The following is a 16,652-nucleotide window of genomic DNA, read 5'->3' as shown; positions in this document are numbered from 1 at the left end:
GCGCATCAATGGCTAAGGTATTCGCAATCGCGAACCAGAAAGGTGGTGTGGGCAAGACCACCACCTGTATCAATCTCGCCGCTTCGCTGGCCGCGACCAAACGTCGTGTGCTGCTGATCGACCTCGATCCGCAAGGCAACGCCACCATGGGCAGCGGTGTCGACAAGCACGAGCTCGAGCACTCGGTATACGACCTGCTGATCGGGGAATGCGACCTGGCTCAGGCCATGCATTACTCCGAGCACGGTGGTTTCCAGCTGTTGCCGGCCAACCGTGACCTGACCGCCGCCGAAGTGGTGCTGCTGGAAATGCAGGTCAAGGAAAGCCGCCTGCGCAACGCCCTGGCGCCGATCCGCGAGAACTACGACTTCATTCTCATCGACTGTCCGCCGTCGTTGTCGATGCTGACGCTGAACGCGTTGGTGGCCTCCGATGGCGTCATCATCCCCATGCAGTGCGAGTACTACGCACTGGAAGGTCTCAGTGACCTTGTGGATAACATCAAGCGCATCGCCGCCCGGTTGAACCCGGAGCTGAAGATCGAAGGCCTGTTGCGGACCATGTTCGACCCGCGCCTGAGCCTGAACAACGATGTTTCGGCCCAGCTCAAGGAACACTTCGGCGAGCAGCTGTACGACACGGTCATCCCGCGCAACATTCGCCTGGCCGAGGCCCCAAGCTTCGGCATGCCGGCCCTGGCCTACGACAAGCAATCGCGTGGCGCGCTGGCTTATCTGGCCCTGGCTGGGGAACTGGTACGCCGTCAGCGCCGTCCATCCCGCACTGCACAAACAACTTAAGGAATCCGTATGGCCGTTAAGAAACGGGGTCTCGGACGTGGGTTGGATGCACTGCTCAGTGGTCCTTCCGTCAGCGCGCTCGAAGAGCAGGCTGTCAAGATCGACCAGAAAGAACTGCAACACCTGCCGGTCGAGCTGATTCAACGTGGCAAGTACCAGCCGCGTCGCGACATGGACCCGGTGGCGCTGGAAGAACTCGCGCACTCGATTCGCACCCATGGCGTGATGCAGCCGATCGTGGTTCGCCCGATTGCCGACAACCGCTACGAGATCATCGCCGGTGAGCGCCGTTGGCGCGCCACCCAGCAGGCTGGCCTGGACACCGTGCCGGCCATGGTCCGCGAAGTGCCGGACGAAACGGCCATCGCCATGGCGCTGATCGAGAACATCCAGCGCGAAGACCTCAACCCCCTGGAAGAGGCCCTCGCGCTGCAGCGCCTGCAGCAGGAGTTCGAACTGACCCAGCAGCAGGTAGCGGATGCCGTGGGCAAGTCGCGGGTTACCGTGGCCAACCTGCTGCGCCTGATCACCCTGCCTGAAGCGATCAAGACCATGCTCGCCCACGGAGACCTGGAGATGGGTCATGCGCGCGCTTTGCTCGGTCTTGAAGAGCATCGTCAGGAAGAGGGGGCGCGTCATGTTGTCGCACGTGGCCTCACCGTGCGCCAAACTGAGGCACTGGTGCGTCAGTGGCTCAGCGACAAGCCTGATCCGGTCGAACCGAGCAAACCTGATCCGGATATCGCACGCCTTGAACAGCGGCTCGCAGAGCGCCTGGGCTCTGCCGTACAGATCCGTCATGGCAACAAGGGCAAGGGCCAGTTGGTTATTCGCTATAACTCGCTTGACGAGTTGCAAGGCGTCCTTGCTCACATCCGCTGAAACAATTCCTGTTGTAGCGCGCAGTCGGAAATCACTACGAAGAGTTGAATAGGGGTTAATCCACCCCTATACTCTGCGCGCATTTTGTCGGCACAAATTATGCCAAGTCATAGCTGACTTGTTGGTCGACTTCCGAGGAGCAGTTGTGATGGAAATACGCACGCCAAACCGCTTGCCTTTCCATCGCTGGGCGGTTTTTCCGGTACTGCTGACTCAATGTGTTGTACTGCTGTTGGCAACGTTGGTGTTGTGGCAGTGGAAAGGGGCGGTCAGTGGATATTCAGGTCTCTGCGGAGGTTTGATTGCCTGGCTACCCAATGTGTATTTCGCCTGGAAGGCATTTCGCTTCAGCGGAGCCCGGGCAGCGCAGGCCATCGTCAAGTCGTTCTACGCTGGCGAGGCAGGCAAAATGATTTTGACGGCAGTGCTGTTTGCACTGACCTTCGCAGGAGTGAAGCCATTGGCGCCGTTAGCAGTATTCGGCGTCTTCCTGCTGACCCTAATGGTCAGCTGGTTCGCGCCACTGCTAATGAATAAAAGACTTTCGAGACCTTAGGGCGTTTGAGGCAACCATGGCAGCAGAAACCGCTTCGGGCTATATCCAGCACCACTTGCAGAACCTGACCTACGGTCAACTACCAGACGGCAGCTGGGGCTTCGCCCATTCGGCTGCAGAAGCCAAGGCAATGGGCTTCTGGGCGTTCCACCTGGACACCCTGGGCTGGTCCGTTGCGCTGGGTCTGATCTTCCTGTTCATCTTCCGCATGGCGGCGAAGAAGGCGACCTCCGGCCAACCTGGCGGTCTGCAGAACTTCGTCGAAGTGATGGTCGACTTCGTCAACGGCAGCGTGAAGGACTCCTTCCACGGCCGTAGCCCGGTGATCGCACCGCTGGCGCTGACCATCTTCGTCTGGGTATTCCTGATGAACGCCGTCGACCTGGTACCGGTCGACTGGATTCCTCAGCTGGCCATCCTGATCTCCGGTGATCCGCACATTCCGTTCCGCGCCGTGTCGACCACCGACCCGAACGCGACCCTGGCCATGGCCTTCAGCGTGTTCGCCCTGATCATCTTCTACAGCATCAAGGTCAAGGGCCTGGGCGGCTTCATCGGTGAGCTGACCCTGCACCCGTTCGGCAGCAAGAACATCTTTGTTCAGATCCTGCTGATCCCGGTGAACTTCCTGCTCGAATTCGTCACCCTGATCGCCAAGCCGATCTCGCTGGCCCTGCGTCTGTTCGGCAACATGTACGCCGGTGAGCTGGTGTTCATCCTGATCGCCGTCATGTTCGGCTCCGGCCTGCTCTGGCTGAGCGGCCTGGGTGTGGTGCTGCAATGGGCGTGGGCTGTGTTCCACATCCTGATCATCACCCTGCAAGCTTTCATCTTCATGATGCTGACCATCGTCTACCTGTCGATGGCGCACGAAGATAACCATTAAGACCGCCTGGCGTGTCTGATAGCCTTCCTCGCCGGTACGGGGGGAGGGCTTAAAAAGTCCGCAAGGGCAGCTGTACTCACGATTTGTTTTACCGCTTCAAACTAAAAACCTAACCAATACGACGTAAAAGTCGGGAGGAAAGATGGAAACTGTAGTTGGTCTGACCGCTATCGCTGTTGCTCTGCTGATCGGCCTGGGTGCTCTGGGTACCGCCATTGGTTTCGGCCTGCTGGGCGGCAAATTCCTGGAAGGCGCTGCTCGTCAACCAGAAATGGTTCCGATGCTGCAGGTTAAAATGTTCATCGTTGCCGGTCTGCTCGACGCCGTAACCATGATCGGTGTTGGTATCGCTCTGTTCTTCACCTTCGCGAATCCGTTCGTTGGTCAGATCGCCGGCTAATCACTCGTCACCACGAGTTGATTTGCTGTATGAATTAAGACCGAGCGAGGTGTTGGCGTGAACATTAATGCAACCCTGATTGGCCAATCCGTTGCTTTCCTGATTTTTGTACTCTTCTGCATGAAGTACGTATGGCCTCCGGTCATCACTGCTCTGCAAGAGCGCCAAAAGAAGATTGCCGATGGCTTGGACGCTGCCAACCGCGCAGCTCGCGACCTGGAGCTGGCCCAAGAGAAAGCGGGTCAGCAACTGCGTGAAGCTAAAGCACAGGCAGCCGAAATCATTGAGCAAAGCAAGAAACGCGCTGCTCAGCTTGTCGAGGAAGCCCGTGAACAGGCCCGCGTCGAAGCTGACCGTGTGAAGGCTCAGGCTCTGGCCGAGATCGAACAGGAACTGAACAGCGCTAAAGACGCCCTGCGTGCCCAAGTGGGTGCTCTGGCCGTTGGCGGTGCTGAAAAGATCCTTGGCGCCACAATCGATCAAAACGCGCATGCGGAGCTGGTTAACAAACTGGCCGCTGAAATTTAAGCGAGGGCGATCATGGCAGAACTGACCACGTTGGCCCGACCTTACGCTAAGGCTGCCTTTGAGCATGCCCAGGCCCATCAGCAACTGGCCAATTGGTCAGCCATGCTCGGCCTGGCTGCTGCGGTGTCGCAAGACGACACCATGCAGCGCCTGCTCAAGGCCCCGCGACTGACGAGCGCAGAAAAGGCCGCCACGTTCATTGACGTGTGCGGTGACAAGTTCAATGCACAGGCACAGAATTTCATTCATGTTGCCGCGGAAAACGACCGTCTCCTGCTTCTGCCGGAGATTGCCGCTCTGTTCGACCTGTACAAGGCCGAGCAAGAGAAATCCGTGGACGTGGAAGTCACCAGTGCCTTCGCGTTGAACCAAGAACAGCAAGACAAACTCGCCAAGGTTCTCAGTGCACGGTTAGGCCAGGAAGTGCGCCTGCACGCGTCGGAGGATGCCAGCCTGATTGGCGGCGTCGTCATCCGCGCTGGTGACCTGGTAATCGATGGCTCTGTTCGCGGCAAAATCGCGAAACTGGCCGAAGCATTGAAATCTTGAGTTTGAAGGGGCAGCAGAGCAATGCAGCAACTCAATCCTTCCGAAATTAGTGAAATCATCAAGGGCCGCATCGACAACCTCGATGTGAGCTCCCAAGCCCGTAACGAAGGTACCGTCGTTTCGGTTTCCGACGGTATCGTGCGGATCCACGGTCTGGCCGACGTCATGTACGGCGAAATGATCGAGTTCCCTGGCGGCGTCTACGGCATGGCCCTGAACCTGGAGCAAGACTCCGTAGGTGCAGTGATCCTGGGTGCATACGACACCCTCGCCGAAGGCATGAGCGCCAAGTGCACCGGCCGCATCCTGGAAGTTCCGGTTGGTAAGGAACTGCTGGGTCGCGTCGTCGACGCACTGGGCAACCCGATCGACGGCAAAGGCCCGCTGGGCAACACTCAGACCGACGCGGTCGAGAAAGTTGCTCCAGGCGTGATCTGGCGTAAGTCGGTAGACCAGCCTGTACAGACTGGCTACAAGTCCGTTGACGCCATGATCCCTGTCGGCCGTGGCCAGCGTGAGCTGATCATCGGTGACCGTCAGATCGGCAAGACCGCCATGGCCATCGACGCCATCATCAACCAGAAAGACTCCGGTATTTTCTGTGTGTATGTTGCTGTCGGCCAGAAGCGTTCCACCGTTGCCAACATCGTTCGCAAGCTGGAAGAAAACGACGCACTGAAAAACACCATCGTGGTGGTTGCCAGTGCTTCGGAATCCGCCGCACTGCAATTCCTGGCGCCATACGCCGGTTGCACCATGGGCGAGTTCTTCCGTGACCGCGGTGAAGACGCACTGATCGTTTACGATGACCTGTCCAAGCAGGCCGTTGCCTACCGTCAGATCTCCCTGCTGCTGCGCCGTCCACCAGGACGTGAAGCGTACCCAGGCGACGTGTTCTATCTCCACTCCCGTCTGCTGGAGCGTGCATCGCGCGTTTCGGAAGAGTACGTCGAGAAGTTCACCAACGGTGCTGTGACTGGCAAAACCGGTTCCCTGACCGCGCTGCCGATCATCGAAACCCAGGCTGGCGACGTTTCCGCGTTCGTTCCGACCAACGTGATCTCGATCACCGACGGTCAGATCTTCCTGGAATCGGCCATGTTCAACTCGGGCATCCGCCCTGCAGTGAACGCCGGTGTTTCGGTATCCCGCGTAGGTGGTGCCGCTCAGACCAAGATCATCAAGAAGCTGTCCGGTGGTATTCGTACCGCTCTGGCTCAGTACCGTGAACTGGCTGCATTCGCCCAGTTCGCTTCCGATCTGGACGAAGCGACCCGCAAGCAGCTGGAGCATGGTCAGCGCGTTACCGAGCTGATGAAGCAGAAGCAGTACGCGCCAATGTCCATCGCGGACATGGCCCTGTCGCTGTACGCCGCTGAGCGTGGTTTCCTGACTGACGTAGAAGTCTCCAAGATCGGTAGCTTCGAGCAAGCACTGATCGCCTTCTTCAACCGTGATCACGCTGAACTGATGGCGAAGATCAACGTGAAGGGTGACTTCAACGACGAAATCGACGCTGGCCTGAAAGCCGGTATCGAGAAGTTCAAGGCCACCCAGACCTGGTAAGCCGCAGCGGGGGCCCAGGCCCCCGCTTGCTAACCTGATAGGTGATACATGGCAGGCGCAAAAGAGATTCGCAGTAAGATTGCGAGCATCAAAAGCACGCAAAAAATTACCAGCGCCATGGAGAAAGTGGCGGTCAGCAAAATGCGCAAGGCACAAATGCGCATGGCTGCTAGCCGTCCTTACGCGGAGCGTATCCGCCAGGTGATCGGTCATCTGGCCAACGCCAACCCGGAATACCGCCACCCTTTCATGATCGAGCGCCCTGTTAAGCGCACCGGTTATATCGTGGTGAGCAGTGACCGTGGTCTGTGCGGTGGCTTGAACACCAACCTGTTCAAGGCCCTGGTCAAGGACATGAACGCAAACCGCGAACAGGGCGTGGAAATCGACCTGTGCGTGATCGGCAGCAAGGGTGCGACTTTCTTCCGCATCTTTGGCGGCAACGTCGTAGCCGCGATCAGCCACCTGGGCGAAGAGCCATCGATCAACGATCTGATCGGCTCCGTCAAAGTGATGCTGGACGCCTACCTGGACGGCCGTATCGATCGCCTCTCCGTGGTTTCGAACAAGTTCATCAATACCATGACCCAGAAGCCAACGGTCGAGCAATTGGTACCGTTGGTGGCAACCCCGGATCAGGATCTCAAGCATCACTGGGATTACCTGTACGAACCCGACGCAAAAGAGCTGCTGGACGGCTTGATGGTGCGTTATGTGGAGTCGCAGGTTTACCAGGCGGTGGTCGAGAACAACGCTGCTGAACAAGCGGCCCGGATGATCGCCATGAAGAACGCCACAGACAACGCCGGTGATTTGATCAAAGAGCTTCAGTTGATCTACAACAAGGCGCGTCAGGCTGCGATCACCCAGGAGATCTCGGAAATCGTCGGCGGCGCTGCCGCGGTTTAACGGTTCACATATTCAGAGGATCCAGCTATGAGTAGCGGACGTATCGTTCAAATCATCGGCGCCGTCATCGACGTGGAATTCCCACGTGACGTCGTGCCGAGTGTATACAACGCGCTGAAAGTACAAGGCGCGGAAACCACCCTCGAAGTTCAGCAGCAGCTGGGCGACGGCGTGGTTCGTACTATTGCGATGGGCTCGACCGAAGGCTTGAAGCGCGGTCTGGATGTCGTCGACACCGGCGCTGCCATTTCCGTTCCTGTTGGTAAGGCCACCCTGGGCCGTATCATGGACGTACTCGGCAACCCGATCGACGAAGCCGGCCCGATCGGTGAAGAAGAGCGTCGCGGTATCCACCAGCCAGCGCCTTCGTTCGCTGACCAGGCAGGCGGCAACGACCTGCTGGAAACCGGCATCAAGGTTATCGACCTGGTTTGCCCGTTCGCCAAGGGTGGTAAAGTTGGTCTGTTCGGTGGTGCCGGTGTCGGCAAGACCGTAAACATGATGGAACTGATCCGTAACATCGCCATGGAACACAGCGGTTACTCCGTGTTCGCTGGTGTGGGTGAGCGTACTCGTGAGGGTAACGACTTCTACCACGAGATGAAGGACTCCAACGTTCTCGACAAAGTAGCGCTGGTCTACGGTCAGATGAACGAGCCACCAGGAAACCGTCTGCGCGTAGCGCTGACCGGCCTGACCATGGCTGAGAAGTTCCGTGACGAAGGTAACGACGTTCTGCTGTTCGTCGACAACATCTATCGTTACACCCTGGCCGGTACTGAAGTATCCGCACTGCTGGGCCGTATGCCTTCGGCAGTAGGTTACCAGCCGACCCTGGCTGAAGAGATGGGCGTTCTGCAAGAGCGCATCACCTCCACCAAGGAAGGTTCGATCACCTCCGTCCAGGCCGTATACGTACCTGCGGACGACTTGACCGACCCGTCGCCAGCGACCACCTTCGCCCACTTGGACGCCACCGTCGTTCTGTCCCGTGACATCGCCTCCCTGGGTATCTACCCAGCGGTCGACCCACTGGACTCGACTTCGCGCCAGCTGGACCCGAACGTGATCGGCAACGAGCACTACGACACCGCGCGTGGCGTTCAGTATGTTCTGCAGCGCTACAAAGAGCTGAAAGACATCATCGCCATCCTGGGTATGGACGAACTGTCCGAGACCGACAAGCAACTGGTAGCCCGCGCTCGTAAGATCCAGCGCTTCCTGTCGCAGCCGTTCTTCGTGGCCGAAGTCTTCACCGGTTCGCCAGGCAAGTACGTTTCCCTGAAAGACACCATCGCTGGCTTCAGCGGCATCCTCAAAGGTGACTACGACCACCTGCCAGAACAAGCGTTCTACATGGTCGGCAGCATCGACGAAGCGATCGAGAAAGCCAAGAAACTGTAATTCCTGCGCCCCGCAAGGGGCGCTATCAGGTTGAGGCAAGCAGATGGCTATGACAGTCCATTGCGATATCGTCAGCGCGGAAGGAGAGATTTTCTCCGGTCTGGTCGAGATGGTGGTTGCGCACGGTAACCTGGGTGATCTTGGTATCGCTCCGGGCCACGCGCCGCTGATCACCAATCTGAAGCCAGGTCCGATCACGCTGACCAAGCAGGGTGGCGCCCAAGAGGTGTTTTACATCTCTGGTGGTTTCCTCGAGGTTCAGCCGAACATGGTCAAGGTGCTTGCCGATACCGTGCAACGTGCTGCAGACCTGGATGAAGCTCAGGCTCAGGAAGCCCTCAAGGCTGCCGAGAACGCCCTGAATCTGAAAGGCGCGGACTTCGACTACGGCGCCGCCGCCGCACGTCTGGCCGAGGCCGCAGCTCAGCTGCGTACCGTCCAGCAAATGCGCAAAGGCAAGTAATCGGCCCTGGCTGATCACTTCTGTTGCGATTGAGTAAAAGGGTAGCCTCGGCTACCCTTTTTCTTTTTCCGAATTTCTCCCCCCGGTCATTTCACTGACCGCCCAGGATTGGTAGCCAGTAATGTCACTCGATATCGTTATTCTCGCCGCCGGCCAAGGTACCCGCATGCGCTCGGCGCTGCCCAAGGTGCTGCACCCGGTTGCCGGCAACTCCATGCTTGGCCATGTTATCCACAGCGCGCGTCAACTCCAGCCGCAAGGTATCCACGTGGTCATTGGCCATGGTGCCGAGCAGGTGCGTGAGCGCCTGGCAGCTGACGATCTGAACTTTGTCATGCAGGACAAGCAGCTGGGCACAGGCCATGCCGTGGCCCAGGCGCTGCCAGCATTGTCCGCTGACACCGTTCTGGTGCTGTACGGTGATGTGCCGTTGATCGAAGTGGAGACCTTGCAGCGTCTGTTGGCCAAGGCCAATGATCAACAGCTGGGCCTGCTCACGGTCACCCTCGAAGACCCAACCGGCTATGGCCGTATCGTGCGGGACGAGCAGGGCAAGGTGACGGCCATCGTTGAGCACAAGGATGCCAGCGACGCGCAGAAAGCGATCAAGGAAGGCAACACCGGCATTCTGGCTCTGCCTGCGGCGCGCCTGGCGGACTGGATGAGCCGCTTGTCGAATAACAATGCCCAAGGCGAGTACTACCTGACCGACGTGATCGCCATGGCGGTGTCCGATGGCCTGGTGGTGGCCACCGAGCAACCCGAAGACCCGATGGAAGTGCAGGGCGCCAACGATCGTCGCCAGCTGTCCGAGCTCGAGCGCCACTATCAGCTGCGCGCAGGCCGCCGCCTGATGGCCCAGGGCGTCACCCTGCGTGACCCGGCGCGGTTCGATGTACGGGGTGAAGTGACCGTTGGTCGCGATGTGCTGATCGACATCAACGTGATCCTCGAAGGCCAGGTGGTCATCGAAGACGGCGTAGAGATCGGCCCCAACTGCGTGATCAAGAACAGCACCCTGCGCAAGGGTGTGGTGGTCAAGGCTAACAGCCACATCGAAGGTGCGGTGATGGGCGAGGGCAGCGATGCCGGCCCGTTCGCTCGCCTGCGCCCAGGCAGTGTGCTGGATGCCAAGGCCCATGTGGGTAACTTCGTCGAGCTGAAAAACGCTCACTTGGGCGAAGGCGCCAAGGCAGGCCATCTGAGCTACCTGGGCGACGCCGAAATCGGCGCGCGCACCAACATCGGCGCTGGCACCATCACCTGCAACTATGATGGCGCCAACAAGTTCAAGACCGTGATGGGTGAGGACGTATTCATCGGTTCGAACAACTCACTGGTGGCGCCTGTGGAAATCAAGGCCGGCGCGACCACGGCAGCCGGTTCGACTATCACCCAGACCGTCGAAGCCGCCGACCTGGCGGTGGGCCGCGCGCGCCAGCGAAACATCTCGGGCTGGAAGCGGCCGGAGAAGATTAAGAAGAGCTGAGTTATACACAGCTGTTCGATCGAAAGCCGACTTATGTGAATAAGTCGGCTTTTTTTTGGGCGTGAGTTGCGGTCCCTGTAGGAGCGGCCTTGTGTCGCGATGGGCTGCAACGCAGCCCCAAAATGGAGCTTTACCTCGAAATCACTGGGGCCGCGTTGCGGCCCATCGCGACACAAGGCCGCTCCTACAAGGGTGAAACTATCCACAGGGCAGCAACTGCTTGACGAAACGTGCGTCTTAGGTTTTGATTGCAACCATTATCTTTCGAAACGAAACTTAAGCGCTCATGTCGAAACGTAACACGCCTCAACGCCGCCACAACATTCTGGCCATGCTCAGTGAGCAAGGGGAGGTGAGTGTGGATGCATTGGCCAAGCGCTTCGAAACCTCGGAAGTGACCATTCGCAAAGACCTCGCTGCCCTAGAAACCAACGGCCTGTTGCTACGCCGCTATGGCGGTGCGGTACCGGTGCCGCAAGAGCTGCTCGGTGAGCCGGCCCAGCCCGTGTCTGCCTATAAGAAGGCCATTGCCCGTGCGGCGGTAGGGCGTATCCGTGAACATGCACGGATTATCATCGACAGTGGCAGCACCACTGCCGCGATGATTCCCGAGCTGGGCCGACAGCCTGGCCTGGTGGTGATGACCAATTCCTTGAACGTGGCCCGTGCCATCAGCGATCTCGAGCATGAGCCTGTACTGCTGATGACCGGTGGTACCTGGGACCCGCACTCCGAGTCGTTCCAGGGGCAGGTTGCCGAGCAGGTGTTGCGCTCCTACGATTTCGATCAGCTGTTCATAGGGGCCGATGGCATCGACCTCAACCGGGGTACCACCACCTTCAATGAGCTGCTGGGCCTGAGCCGAGTCATGGCCGAGGTCGCCCGTGAGGTGATCGTGATGGTCGAGTCCGACAAGGTGGGGCGCAAGATCCCCAACCTTGAGCTGCCGTGGGGCAGCGTGAATACCCTCATTACTGACGAACGCCTGCCCGCAGCGGCACGCGAACAAATTCAAGCCCGCGGCATCAACCTGATTTGCGCCGCGATCAGCCAGGAGCAATGAACATGTGTGGAATCGTTGGTGCCGTAGCCGAACGTAATATCACCGCCATCCTGATCGAAGGCCTCAAGCGCCTTGAGTACCGCGGGTACGACAGTGCCGGCCTGGCGGTCTACAGCCAGCAGGGTGGGCTGGAGCGCCGCCGCCGGATTGGCAAGGTCAGCGAGCTGGAAGCTGCCGTGGCCGCCGAGCCGCTCGTCGGCCAGCTGGGTATCGCACACACGCGTTGGGCTACCCACGGCGCGCCAACCGAAGGCAATGCCCACCCACACTTCTCGGGCAGTGAATTGGCGGTCGTGCACAACGGCATCATCGAGAACCACGAAGAACTGCGTGAAGAGCTCAAAGGCCTCGGCTACGTGTTCACCTCGCAGACCGATACCGAAGTCATCGTCCACCTGATCCACCACACGCTCAAGACCGTTGCAGACCTGACCGACGCGCTGAAGGCTGCGGTGAAGCGCCTGCACGGTGCTTATGGCCTGGCCCTGATCAGCGCTAAACAGCCAGACCGCCTGGTAGCTGCCCGCAGCGGCAGCCCGCTGGTGATCGGCCTGGGCCTTGGCGAGAACTTCCTGGCCTCGGACCAGCTGGCCCTGCGCCAGGTCACCGACCGTTTCATGTACCTGGAAGAAGGCGATATCGCTGAAATCCGCCGTGACCAGGTCAGCATCTGGGACCAGGCTGGCAACCAGGTCCAGCGTGAAACCGTGCAGTATCACGAAGGTGCAGAAGCGGCGGACAAGGGCAACTACCGTCACTTCATGCTCAAGGAAATCCACGAGCAGCCAAGCGTGGTCCAACGCACCCTGGAAGGCCGTCTGGGCAAAGACCACGTGCTGGTACAGGCCTTTGGCCCGAAAGCCGCCGACCTGTTCGCCAAAGTGCGCAACGTACAGATCGTTGCCTGCGGCACCAGCTACCACGCCGGCATGGTCGCCCGTTACTGGCTGGAAAGCCTGGCCGGCATCCCTTGCCAGGTCGAAGTCGCCAGCGAGTTCCGCTACCGCAAGGTGGTGGTGCAGCCCGACACCCTGTTCGTCTCGATCTCGCAATCCGGTGAGACTGCCGACACCCTGGCTGCCCTGCGCAACGCCAAGGAGCTGGGCTTCCTCGGCAGCCTGGCGATCTGCAACGTCGGCATCAGCTCGCTGGTGCGTGAATCCGACCTGACCCTGCTGACCCTGGCTGGCCCAGAAATCGGCGTTGCTTCGACCAAGGCGTTCACCACCCAGCTGGTCTCGCTGATGATGCTGACCCTGGCCCTGGGCCAGGTACGCGGCACCCTCGAAACCGGTGTCGAAGCCGAGCTGGTTGAAGAATTGCGTCGCCTGCCGGCCCGCCTGGGCGAGGCACTGGCCATGGACGCAACTGTCGAAAAGATCGCCGAGCTGTTCGCCGACAAGCACCACACCCTGTTCCTGGGCCGCGGCGCCCAGTATCCGGTAGCGATGGAAGGCGCGCTCAAGCTCAAGGAAATCTCCTACATCCACGCCGAAGCCTACCCGGCAGGCGAGCTGAAGCACGGCCCGCTGGCACTTGTGGATAACGACATGCCAGTCGTGACCGTGGCGCCGAACAACGAACTGCTGGAGAAGCTCAAGTCCAACTTGCAGGAAGTGCGTGCCCGTGGCGGTGAGCTGGTGGTGTTTGCCGACGAGCACGCTGGCATGACCAACGGCGAAGACACCCACGTGATCAAGGTGCCGCACATCGCTGACGCCCTGGCGCCAATCCTGTACACCATCCCGCTGCAGTTGCTGTCGTACTACGTGGCGGTGCTCAAGGGCACCGACGTTGACCAGCCGCGCAACTTGGCAAAATCGGTGACGGTGGAATAAACCTACGGGCAACCGTTAAAAAGCACCGGCCCCGCTGTGATCAACAGCAGGAGCTGGTGCTTTTTTGCGCAATAAAACCGATTTTGGTATAACTTTCGGCCGGTTCAAGGGATTGAACACATTCAAACGCGCCTCAAAGGAATGACTGATGCCTGCTGTCCCCCCTTCTTACTTCGCTGCCGCCGTCGTCCTGAGCGGTAGTGCCCGATTTTCCGCAAGTCAGCCCAACGCCTAGCCATCGCCTATCGGCCACGCCTGCAGTAGCCCGCGAGGTTCGTATGGAACTGTCTGAAAATTCTCCAGTCAGGGTGTGCTCAAGGCCAAAGCACTTCTTCAATCATCTGTAAGGTTGTCCACATGAAAGCTCTTCGTAATTGCCTCTTCGCCGCGCTGCCTTTCGTAGCCCTTTCGGGTTGCGCGAATTTTGAGCAAACAATGCAGGAAATTCAGAAGGCGACCGCGCCAGTTGCTATCGATCAAAGCCTTGCAGAAATCTGCCGTGTCACGAAAGAAAACAAGGTGCGTGCAAACAGCCTGTACCGCGGCAAGACCTTCTCCACCAACGGTGAAGTCGCCATGATCAATCAAGGGCTCGAGGCGTATCGGGTAATGCTGAGCGTTGGCGACGTGGATATCCACGCTGAATCGACCAACACCAGCATGGTCAATGCGCTTTCCGTTGGGAAAAAATCGAATGTCTCCGGTGTCGTGACACTGGTCGACTACGACTACAAGAACTGCCACATCTCGCTCAAGAACGCGACGTTCTAAAGCTGATAGCAGGCTGCGGCGCTCTTGTTTGCAGAGCGCTGCGGCACAGCCAGCGGAGCATCCAGGCGTCCCTGTCACCATCAGTCGGCGTACCGGCAAGCCTTAGCAACCTGCTCTATAGTCCCTAGCGCGGCACAGGCAATGAGCCAGGCCGTCTAGCCGATGACAGGGAGGTCGTCTGATGGCGCGCCAGGCTAATGCGCCCCTGCCAGCATGGGTGCGCGACACCTGCAGTGATCCGCTCAAATGCGCGTTATGGGCTGCCAGCCTCGTTGCTTTTATCTGGATGGCGCTCAATAACGACAGCCACCACGATCTTGAATCGTTCTGTATTTCCGGCTCGCCCTCGATGTTGACCGAGGGATGGCTGAACCTGCGCCTCTATTATTCCAGCATGGACTTCGCCGTCTTCACCGGTGCGGTGGGGTTGATGCTGGTCGCGATGATGCTGCCCGCGCTGCAGGGGCCATTGGCGCATCTGTGGCATCAATCAAGGCCCTACCACCGAGCGCCCGCTGTCGCGGCATTTCTGCTGGGGTATTTTGGCGTGTGGCTGGCGGGCAGTGCACTGCTGTTGATGATTGCGCTGTTGCTGGTTTCTTTCGCCGGCTCGCCACTCGCAGCAGGGTTGCTGGCGCTGATAGGGGCAGGGGGGTGGCAGTTGTGCGCGTTCAGGGCGCGTTGCCTTCTGCGCTGCCATCGGCCCGCCCGCGTCGCCAACCCATTGGCCAACGGCGCGCTGCACGGGGTGTGGTGCTACGCCACCTGTTGGCCGTTGATGCTGATCGCATTTTGCCTACCGTCTGTTCACCTGCCCGTGATGATCGCCGGTGCAATCATCATTGCTTATGAGCGTAGGGACCGCAGCGTTCAAGCGCCTGAGCGCAGCACCCGAAGCCAGGCTTAGGATGCTGCGCCGGCGGTGGCTCAGTAGGTTTCCAGTTTGAATGGCACGTCAGCGGCTACAGCGTTGCTGCTATTGAGCAGATTGGCCCCCTCTGGCCGTTTGAGCACCGTGTCACGGGTCTGTACTTCCACCTCGATTGTGCCTTCATCAATCGCCGAGTTGTCGGCGTTGAGTGGCAGCTTGAAGGTAGCGGTGGCTTCCAGGTGGGTCTGGCAGTTCATGCAGCCTTCGACATGCCAGCGGCTGAGTATCGGCCGGGTACCCAGGTATTCGCGCTTGCCATCGACCTTGGCGTAGGCGCTGATCAGGAAAGAACCGCGGATCTTGCCCCGGTTGATGCGGCTGACGCGCAAGCTCTTGCCAGCGGGTTGCACGGCCTCGGCCTTGAACAGCAACGGCTTGTTGGGTTGGGCGTAGGCGTCCAGCGAGCCTTTGCCATAGCCATAGCCCAGCTGGGTTTCGATGTTGAAGCAGTCACGGGTGGTGAAAGGGCTGCCGTCGGCCTTCACGAACGGGTCAAGCGTGGTGTCCAGGCTCAGGATGGCATTCGGGTCCAGGCCTGCTGCCCCTGCTGGCGGTTGCACGCCATCGGGCTTGTAGTAGCTGGCGCCGGGATCGGTGGCATCGATGCTGAATTCATCAGTTGCGCCTTGCCGACGCTGCCAGGTCCAGAACACATAGTCGATGAAGCAGTGGTGGAAGAAGAAGATCGGGTCCAGGCCGGCGGTCTCGTTCTCGCCCATGTCGCCGTTGGCACCCGGGATCGCCGAATTGTTGCCTTGCCCCGGGTAGTCGAAGCCGCCGACGGCCAGGTGCATGAAGTTATGCGGCTCTTCCAGGGAGACATGGTGAGTGCCCGCTGGGTCAGCCTTGTTTTTCGCGGCGGCCGACGTGGTATTGGAGAACAGGGTGTAGGTGGGCGCGTCCAAGCAGTTTTCGAAGCGGGTGAACACCTCGCCACGCCACCTGCCACCGATCTTGATCTTGCCGCTCAGCCAGGTACTGATGTTGCTATTGAGGTAGCCGATGTTCTGCTCTGGGTCTGGGAATTGCGCGTTATGGGCGTCGGTCTTCGCGCGGTCCTCATCAGTGCCCACCAAACCGGACAGCGGGTAACGCACTGTCTCGTAGCCTTCCGGCTTGCTGTAGATGATCGGCGTGTCCTCCACCTCGTCGGTGATGGCTTTCGGGAACACGAAGGAGCGCAGAGGGTTGTCGATTTTCTGGCCGTCGAGCTCGAAATATTCTTGAGTCAGGGCCGACGGGATACCGTTTTCCCGTGATGCATCGCTGCATTCATCCCAGAACGGCAAGGTCACGTCTTTGCAGCCGGGGATGCTGCGCAACGCCTCTTCCAGGCGCCAGAGGTAGGCGCGGTGCCAGCTTGGGAACAGCACCGTCCCGTGCTGGCAGTAGCCGCCCCACCAGTTGGGGTCGGTCTTGCCCTTGTCACGGAATGGCTCGCCATGCAGGCCGCCGAGGGTGAAGAAGGAGTTTGGGTCGTTAGCGGGAAGATCCTTGATGCCCTTCCAGGCGCGGATCAGATTCTCAAGTTCTGCTTTTTTGCCTTGATCGTAGTCGGCCTGGATATCGCTGAGCGAACGACGTACACGCGGGGTGGATGACATGGTGAACCTCCTT

The 16,652-nt window shown here is 59.4% G+C and carries 17 protein-coding genes; 16 read left to right on the top strand and 1 reads right to left on the bottom strand.

Features of this window, described 5'->3' with window-relative positions:
- Positions 1-8: 8 nt before the first annotated feature.
- The 16 genes from ACMCNM_RS00245 (at position 9) to ACMCNM_RS00170 (ending at position 15,011) form a co-directional block, all read left to right on the top strand.
- Complete coding sequence (locus ACMCNM_RS00245; RefSeq protein WP_027592075.1) at positions 9-800, top strand: ParA family protein; 792 nt, start codon at positions 9-11, stop codon at positions 798-800.
- A 9-nt stretch (positions 801-809) separates the two neighbouring features.
- The gene (locus ACMCNM_RS00240; protein ID WP_027592076.1) at positions 810-1,682 is read left to right on the top strand and encodes a ParB/RepB/Spo0J family partition protein; all 873 of its coding nucleotides are present in this window, start codon (positions 810-812) and stop codon (positions 1,680-1,682) included.
- A 148-nt stretch (positions 1,683-1,830) separates the two neighbouring features.
- Positions 1,831-2,238 carry a F0F1 ATP synthase subunit I gene (locus ACMCNM_RS00235; protein WP_027592077.1) on the top strand — a complete coding sequence of 136 codons (408 nt, stop codon included), beginning with the start codon at positions 1,831-1,833 and terminating at the stop codon, positions 2,236-2,238.
- A 16-nt stretch (positions 2,239-2,254) separates the two neighbouring features.
- On the top strand, positions 2,255-3,124 hold the full coding sequence (atpB, locus tag ACMCNM_RS00230; protein WP_016489912.1) for a F0F1 ATP synthase subunit A: 870 nt from the start codon (positions 2,255-2,257) through the stop codon (positions 3,122-3,124).
- Between the two features lie 142 nt (positions 3,125-3,266).
- On the top strand, positions 3,267-3,524 hold the full coding sequence (atpE, locus tag ACMCNM_RS00225; protein WP_003097235.1) for a F0F1 ATP synthase subunit C: 258 nt from the start codon (positions 3,267-3,269) through the stop codon (positions 3,522-3,524).
- A 57-nt stretch (positions 3,525-3,581) separates the two neighbouring features.
- Entirely contained in the window at positions 3,582-4,052 is a 471-nt protein-coding gene (locus ACMCNM_RS00220) for a F0F1 ATP synthase subunit B (RefSeq protein WP_003253189.1), read from the top strand.
- A 12-nt stretch (positions 4,053-4,064) separates the two neighbouring features.
- Positions 4,065-4,601, top strand: coding sequence for a F0F1 ATP synthase subunit delta (locus ACMCNM_RS00215; RefSeq protein WP_003253191.1), 537 nt, complete (start codon positions 4,065-4,067; stop codon positions 4,599-4,601).
- Positions 4,602-4,622: 21 nt separating this feature from the next.
- Positions 4,623-6,167, top strand: coding sequence for a F0F1 ATP synthase subunit alpha (gene atpA, locus ACMCNM_RS00210; RefSeq protein WP_027592078.1), 1,545 nt, complete (start codon positions 4,623-4,625; stop codon positions 6,165-6,167).
- 48 nt (positions 6,168-6,215) lie between these two features.
- On the top strand, positions 6,216-7,076 hold the full coding sequence (atpG, locus tag ACMCNM_RS00205; protein WP_016489911.1) for a F0F1 ATP synthase subunit gamma: 861 nt from the start codon (positions 6,216-6,218) through the stop codon (positions 7,074-7,076).
- A 27-nt stretch (positions 7,077-7,103) separates the two neighbouring features.
- Positions 7,104-8,480, top strand: a complete 1,377-nt coding sequence (gene atpD, locus ACMCNM_RS00200; protein WP_016489910.1) for a F0F1 ATP synthase subunit beta — start codon at positions 7,104-7,106, stop codon at positions 8,478-8,480.
- 43 nt (positions 8,481-8,523) lie between these two features.
- Positions 8,524-8,943, top strand: a complete 420-nt coding sequence (locus ACMCNM_RS00195) for a F0F1 ATP synthase subunit epsilon (RefSeq protein ID WP_016489909.1) — start codon at positions 8,524-8,526, stop codon at positions 8,941-8,943.
- 121 nt (positions 8,944-9,064) lie between these two features.
- A complete protein-coding gene (glmU, locus tag ACMCNM_RS00190) occupies positions 9,065-10,432 on the top strand; it encodes a bifunctional UDP-N-acetylglucosamine diphosphorylase/glucosamine-1-phosphate N-acetyltransferase GlmU (RefSeq protein ID WP_412763762.1) in 1,368 nt (455 codons plus the stop codon).
- 286 nt (positions 10,433-10,718) lie between these two features.
- The gene (locus ACMCNM_RS00185) at positions 10,719-11,495 is read left to right on the top strand and encodes a DeoR/GlpR family DNA-binding transcription regulator (RefSeq protein ID WP_027592080.1); all 777 of its coding nucleotides are present in this window, start codon (positions 10,719-10,721) and stop codon (positions 11,493-11,495) included.
- Between the two features lie 2 nt (positions 11,496-11,497).
- Positions 11,498-13,333: a glutamine--fructose-6-phosphate transaminase (isomerizing) gene (gene glmS, locus ACMCNM_RS00180; RefSeq protein ID WP_412763761.1), complete on the top strand. Its 1,836-nt coding sequence runs from the start codon at positions 11,498-11,500 to the stop codon at positions 13,331-13,333.
- 357 nt (positions 13,334-13,690) lie between these two features.
- Entirely contained in the window at positions 13,691-14,104 is a 414-nt protein-coding gene (locus tag ACMCNM_RS00175) for a hypothetical protein (protein WP_339549248.1), read from the top strand.
- Positions 14,105-14,285: 181 nt separating this feature from the next.
- Positions 14,286-15,011 (top strand): DUF2182 domain-containing protein, encoded by a 726-nt coding sequence (locus ACMCNM_RS00170; RefSeq protein WP_412763760.1) that lies wholly within the window; start codon positions 14,286-14,288, stop codon positions 15,009-15,011.
- A 20-nt stretch (positions 15,012-15,031) separates the two neighbouring features.
- On the opposite strand, the gene ACMCNM_RS00165 is transcribed toward ACMCNM_RS00170, so the two are convergent.
- Entirely contained in the window at positions 15,032-16,639 is a 1,608-nt protein-coding gene (locus tag ACMCNM_RS00165) for a tyrosinase family protein (RefSeq protein WP_412763759.1), read from the bottom strand.
- Between the last annotated feature and the right edge of the window lie 13 nt (positions 16,640-16,652).

Source organism: Pseudomonas sp. NGC7 (assembly GCF_047159675.1).
Taxonomy (GTDB): domain Bacteria; phylum Pseudomonadota; class Gammaproteobacteria; order Pseudomonadales; family Pseudomonadaceae; genus Aquipseudomonas; species Aquipseudomonas kermanshahensis.
Note: the sequence above shows the minus strand (reverse complement) of the source record. Positions and strands in the feature narration are given on the sequence as shown.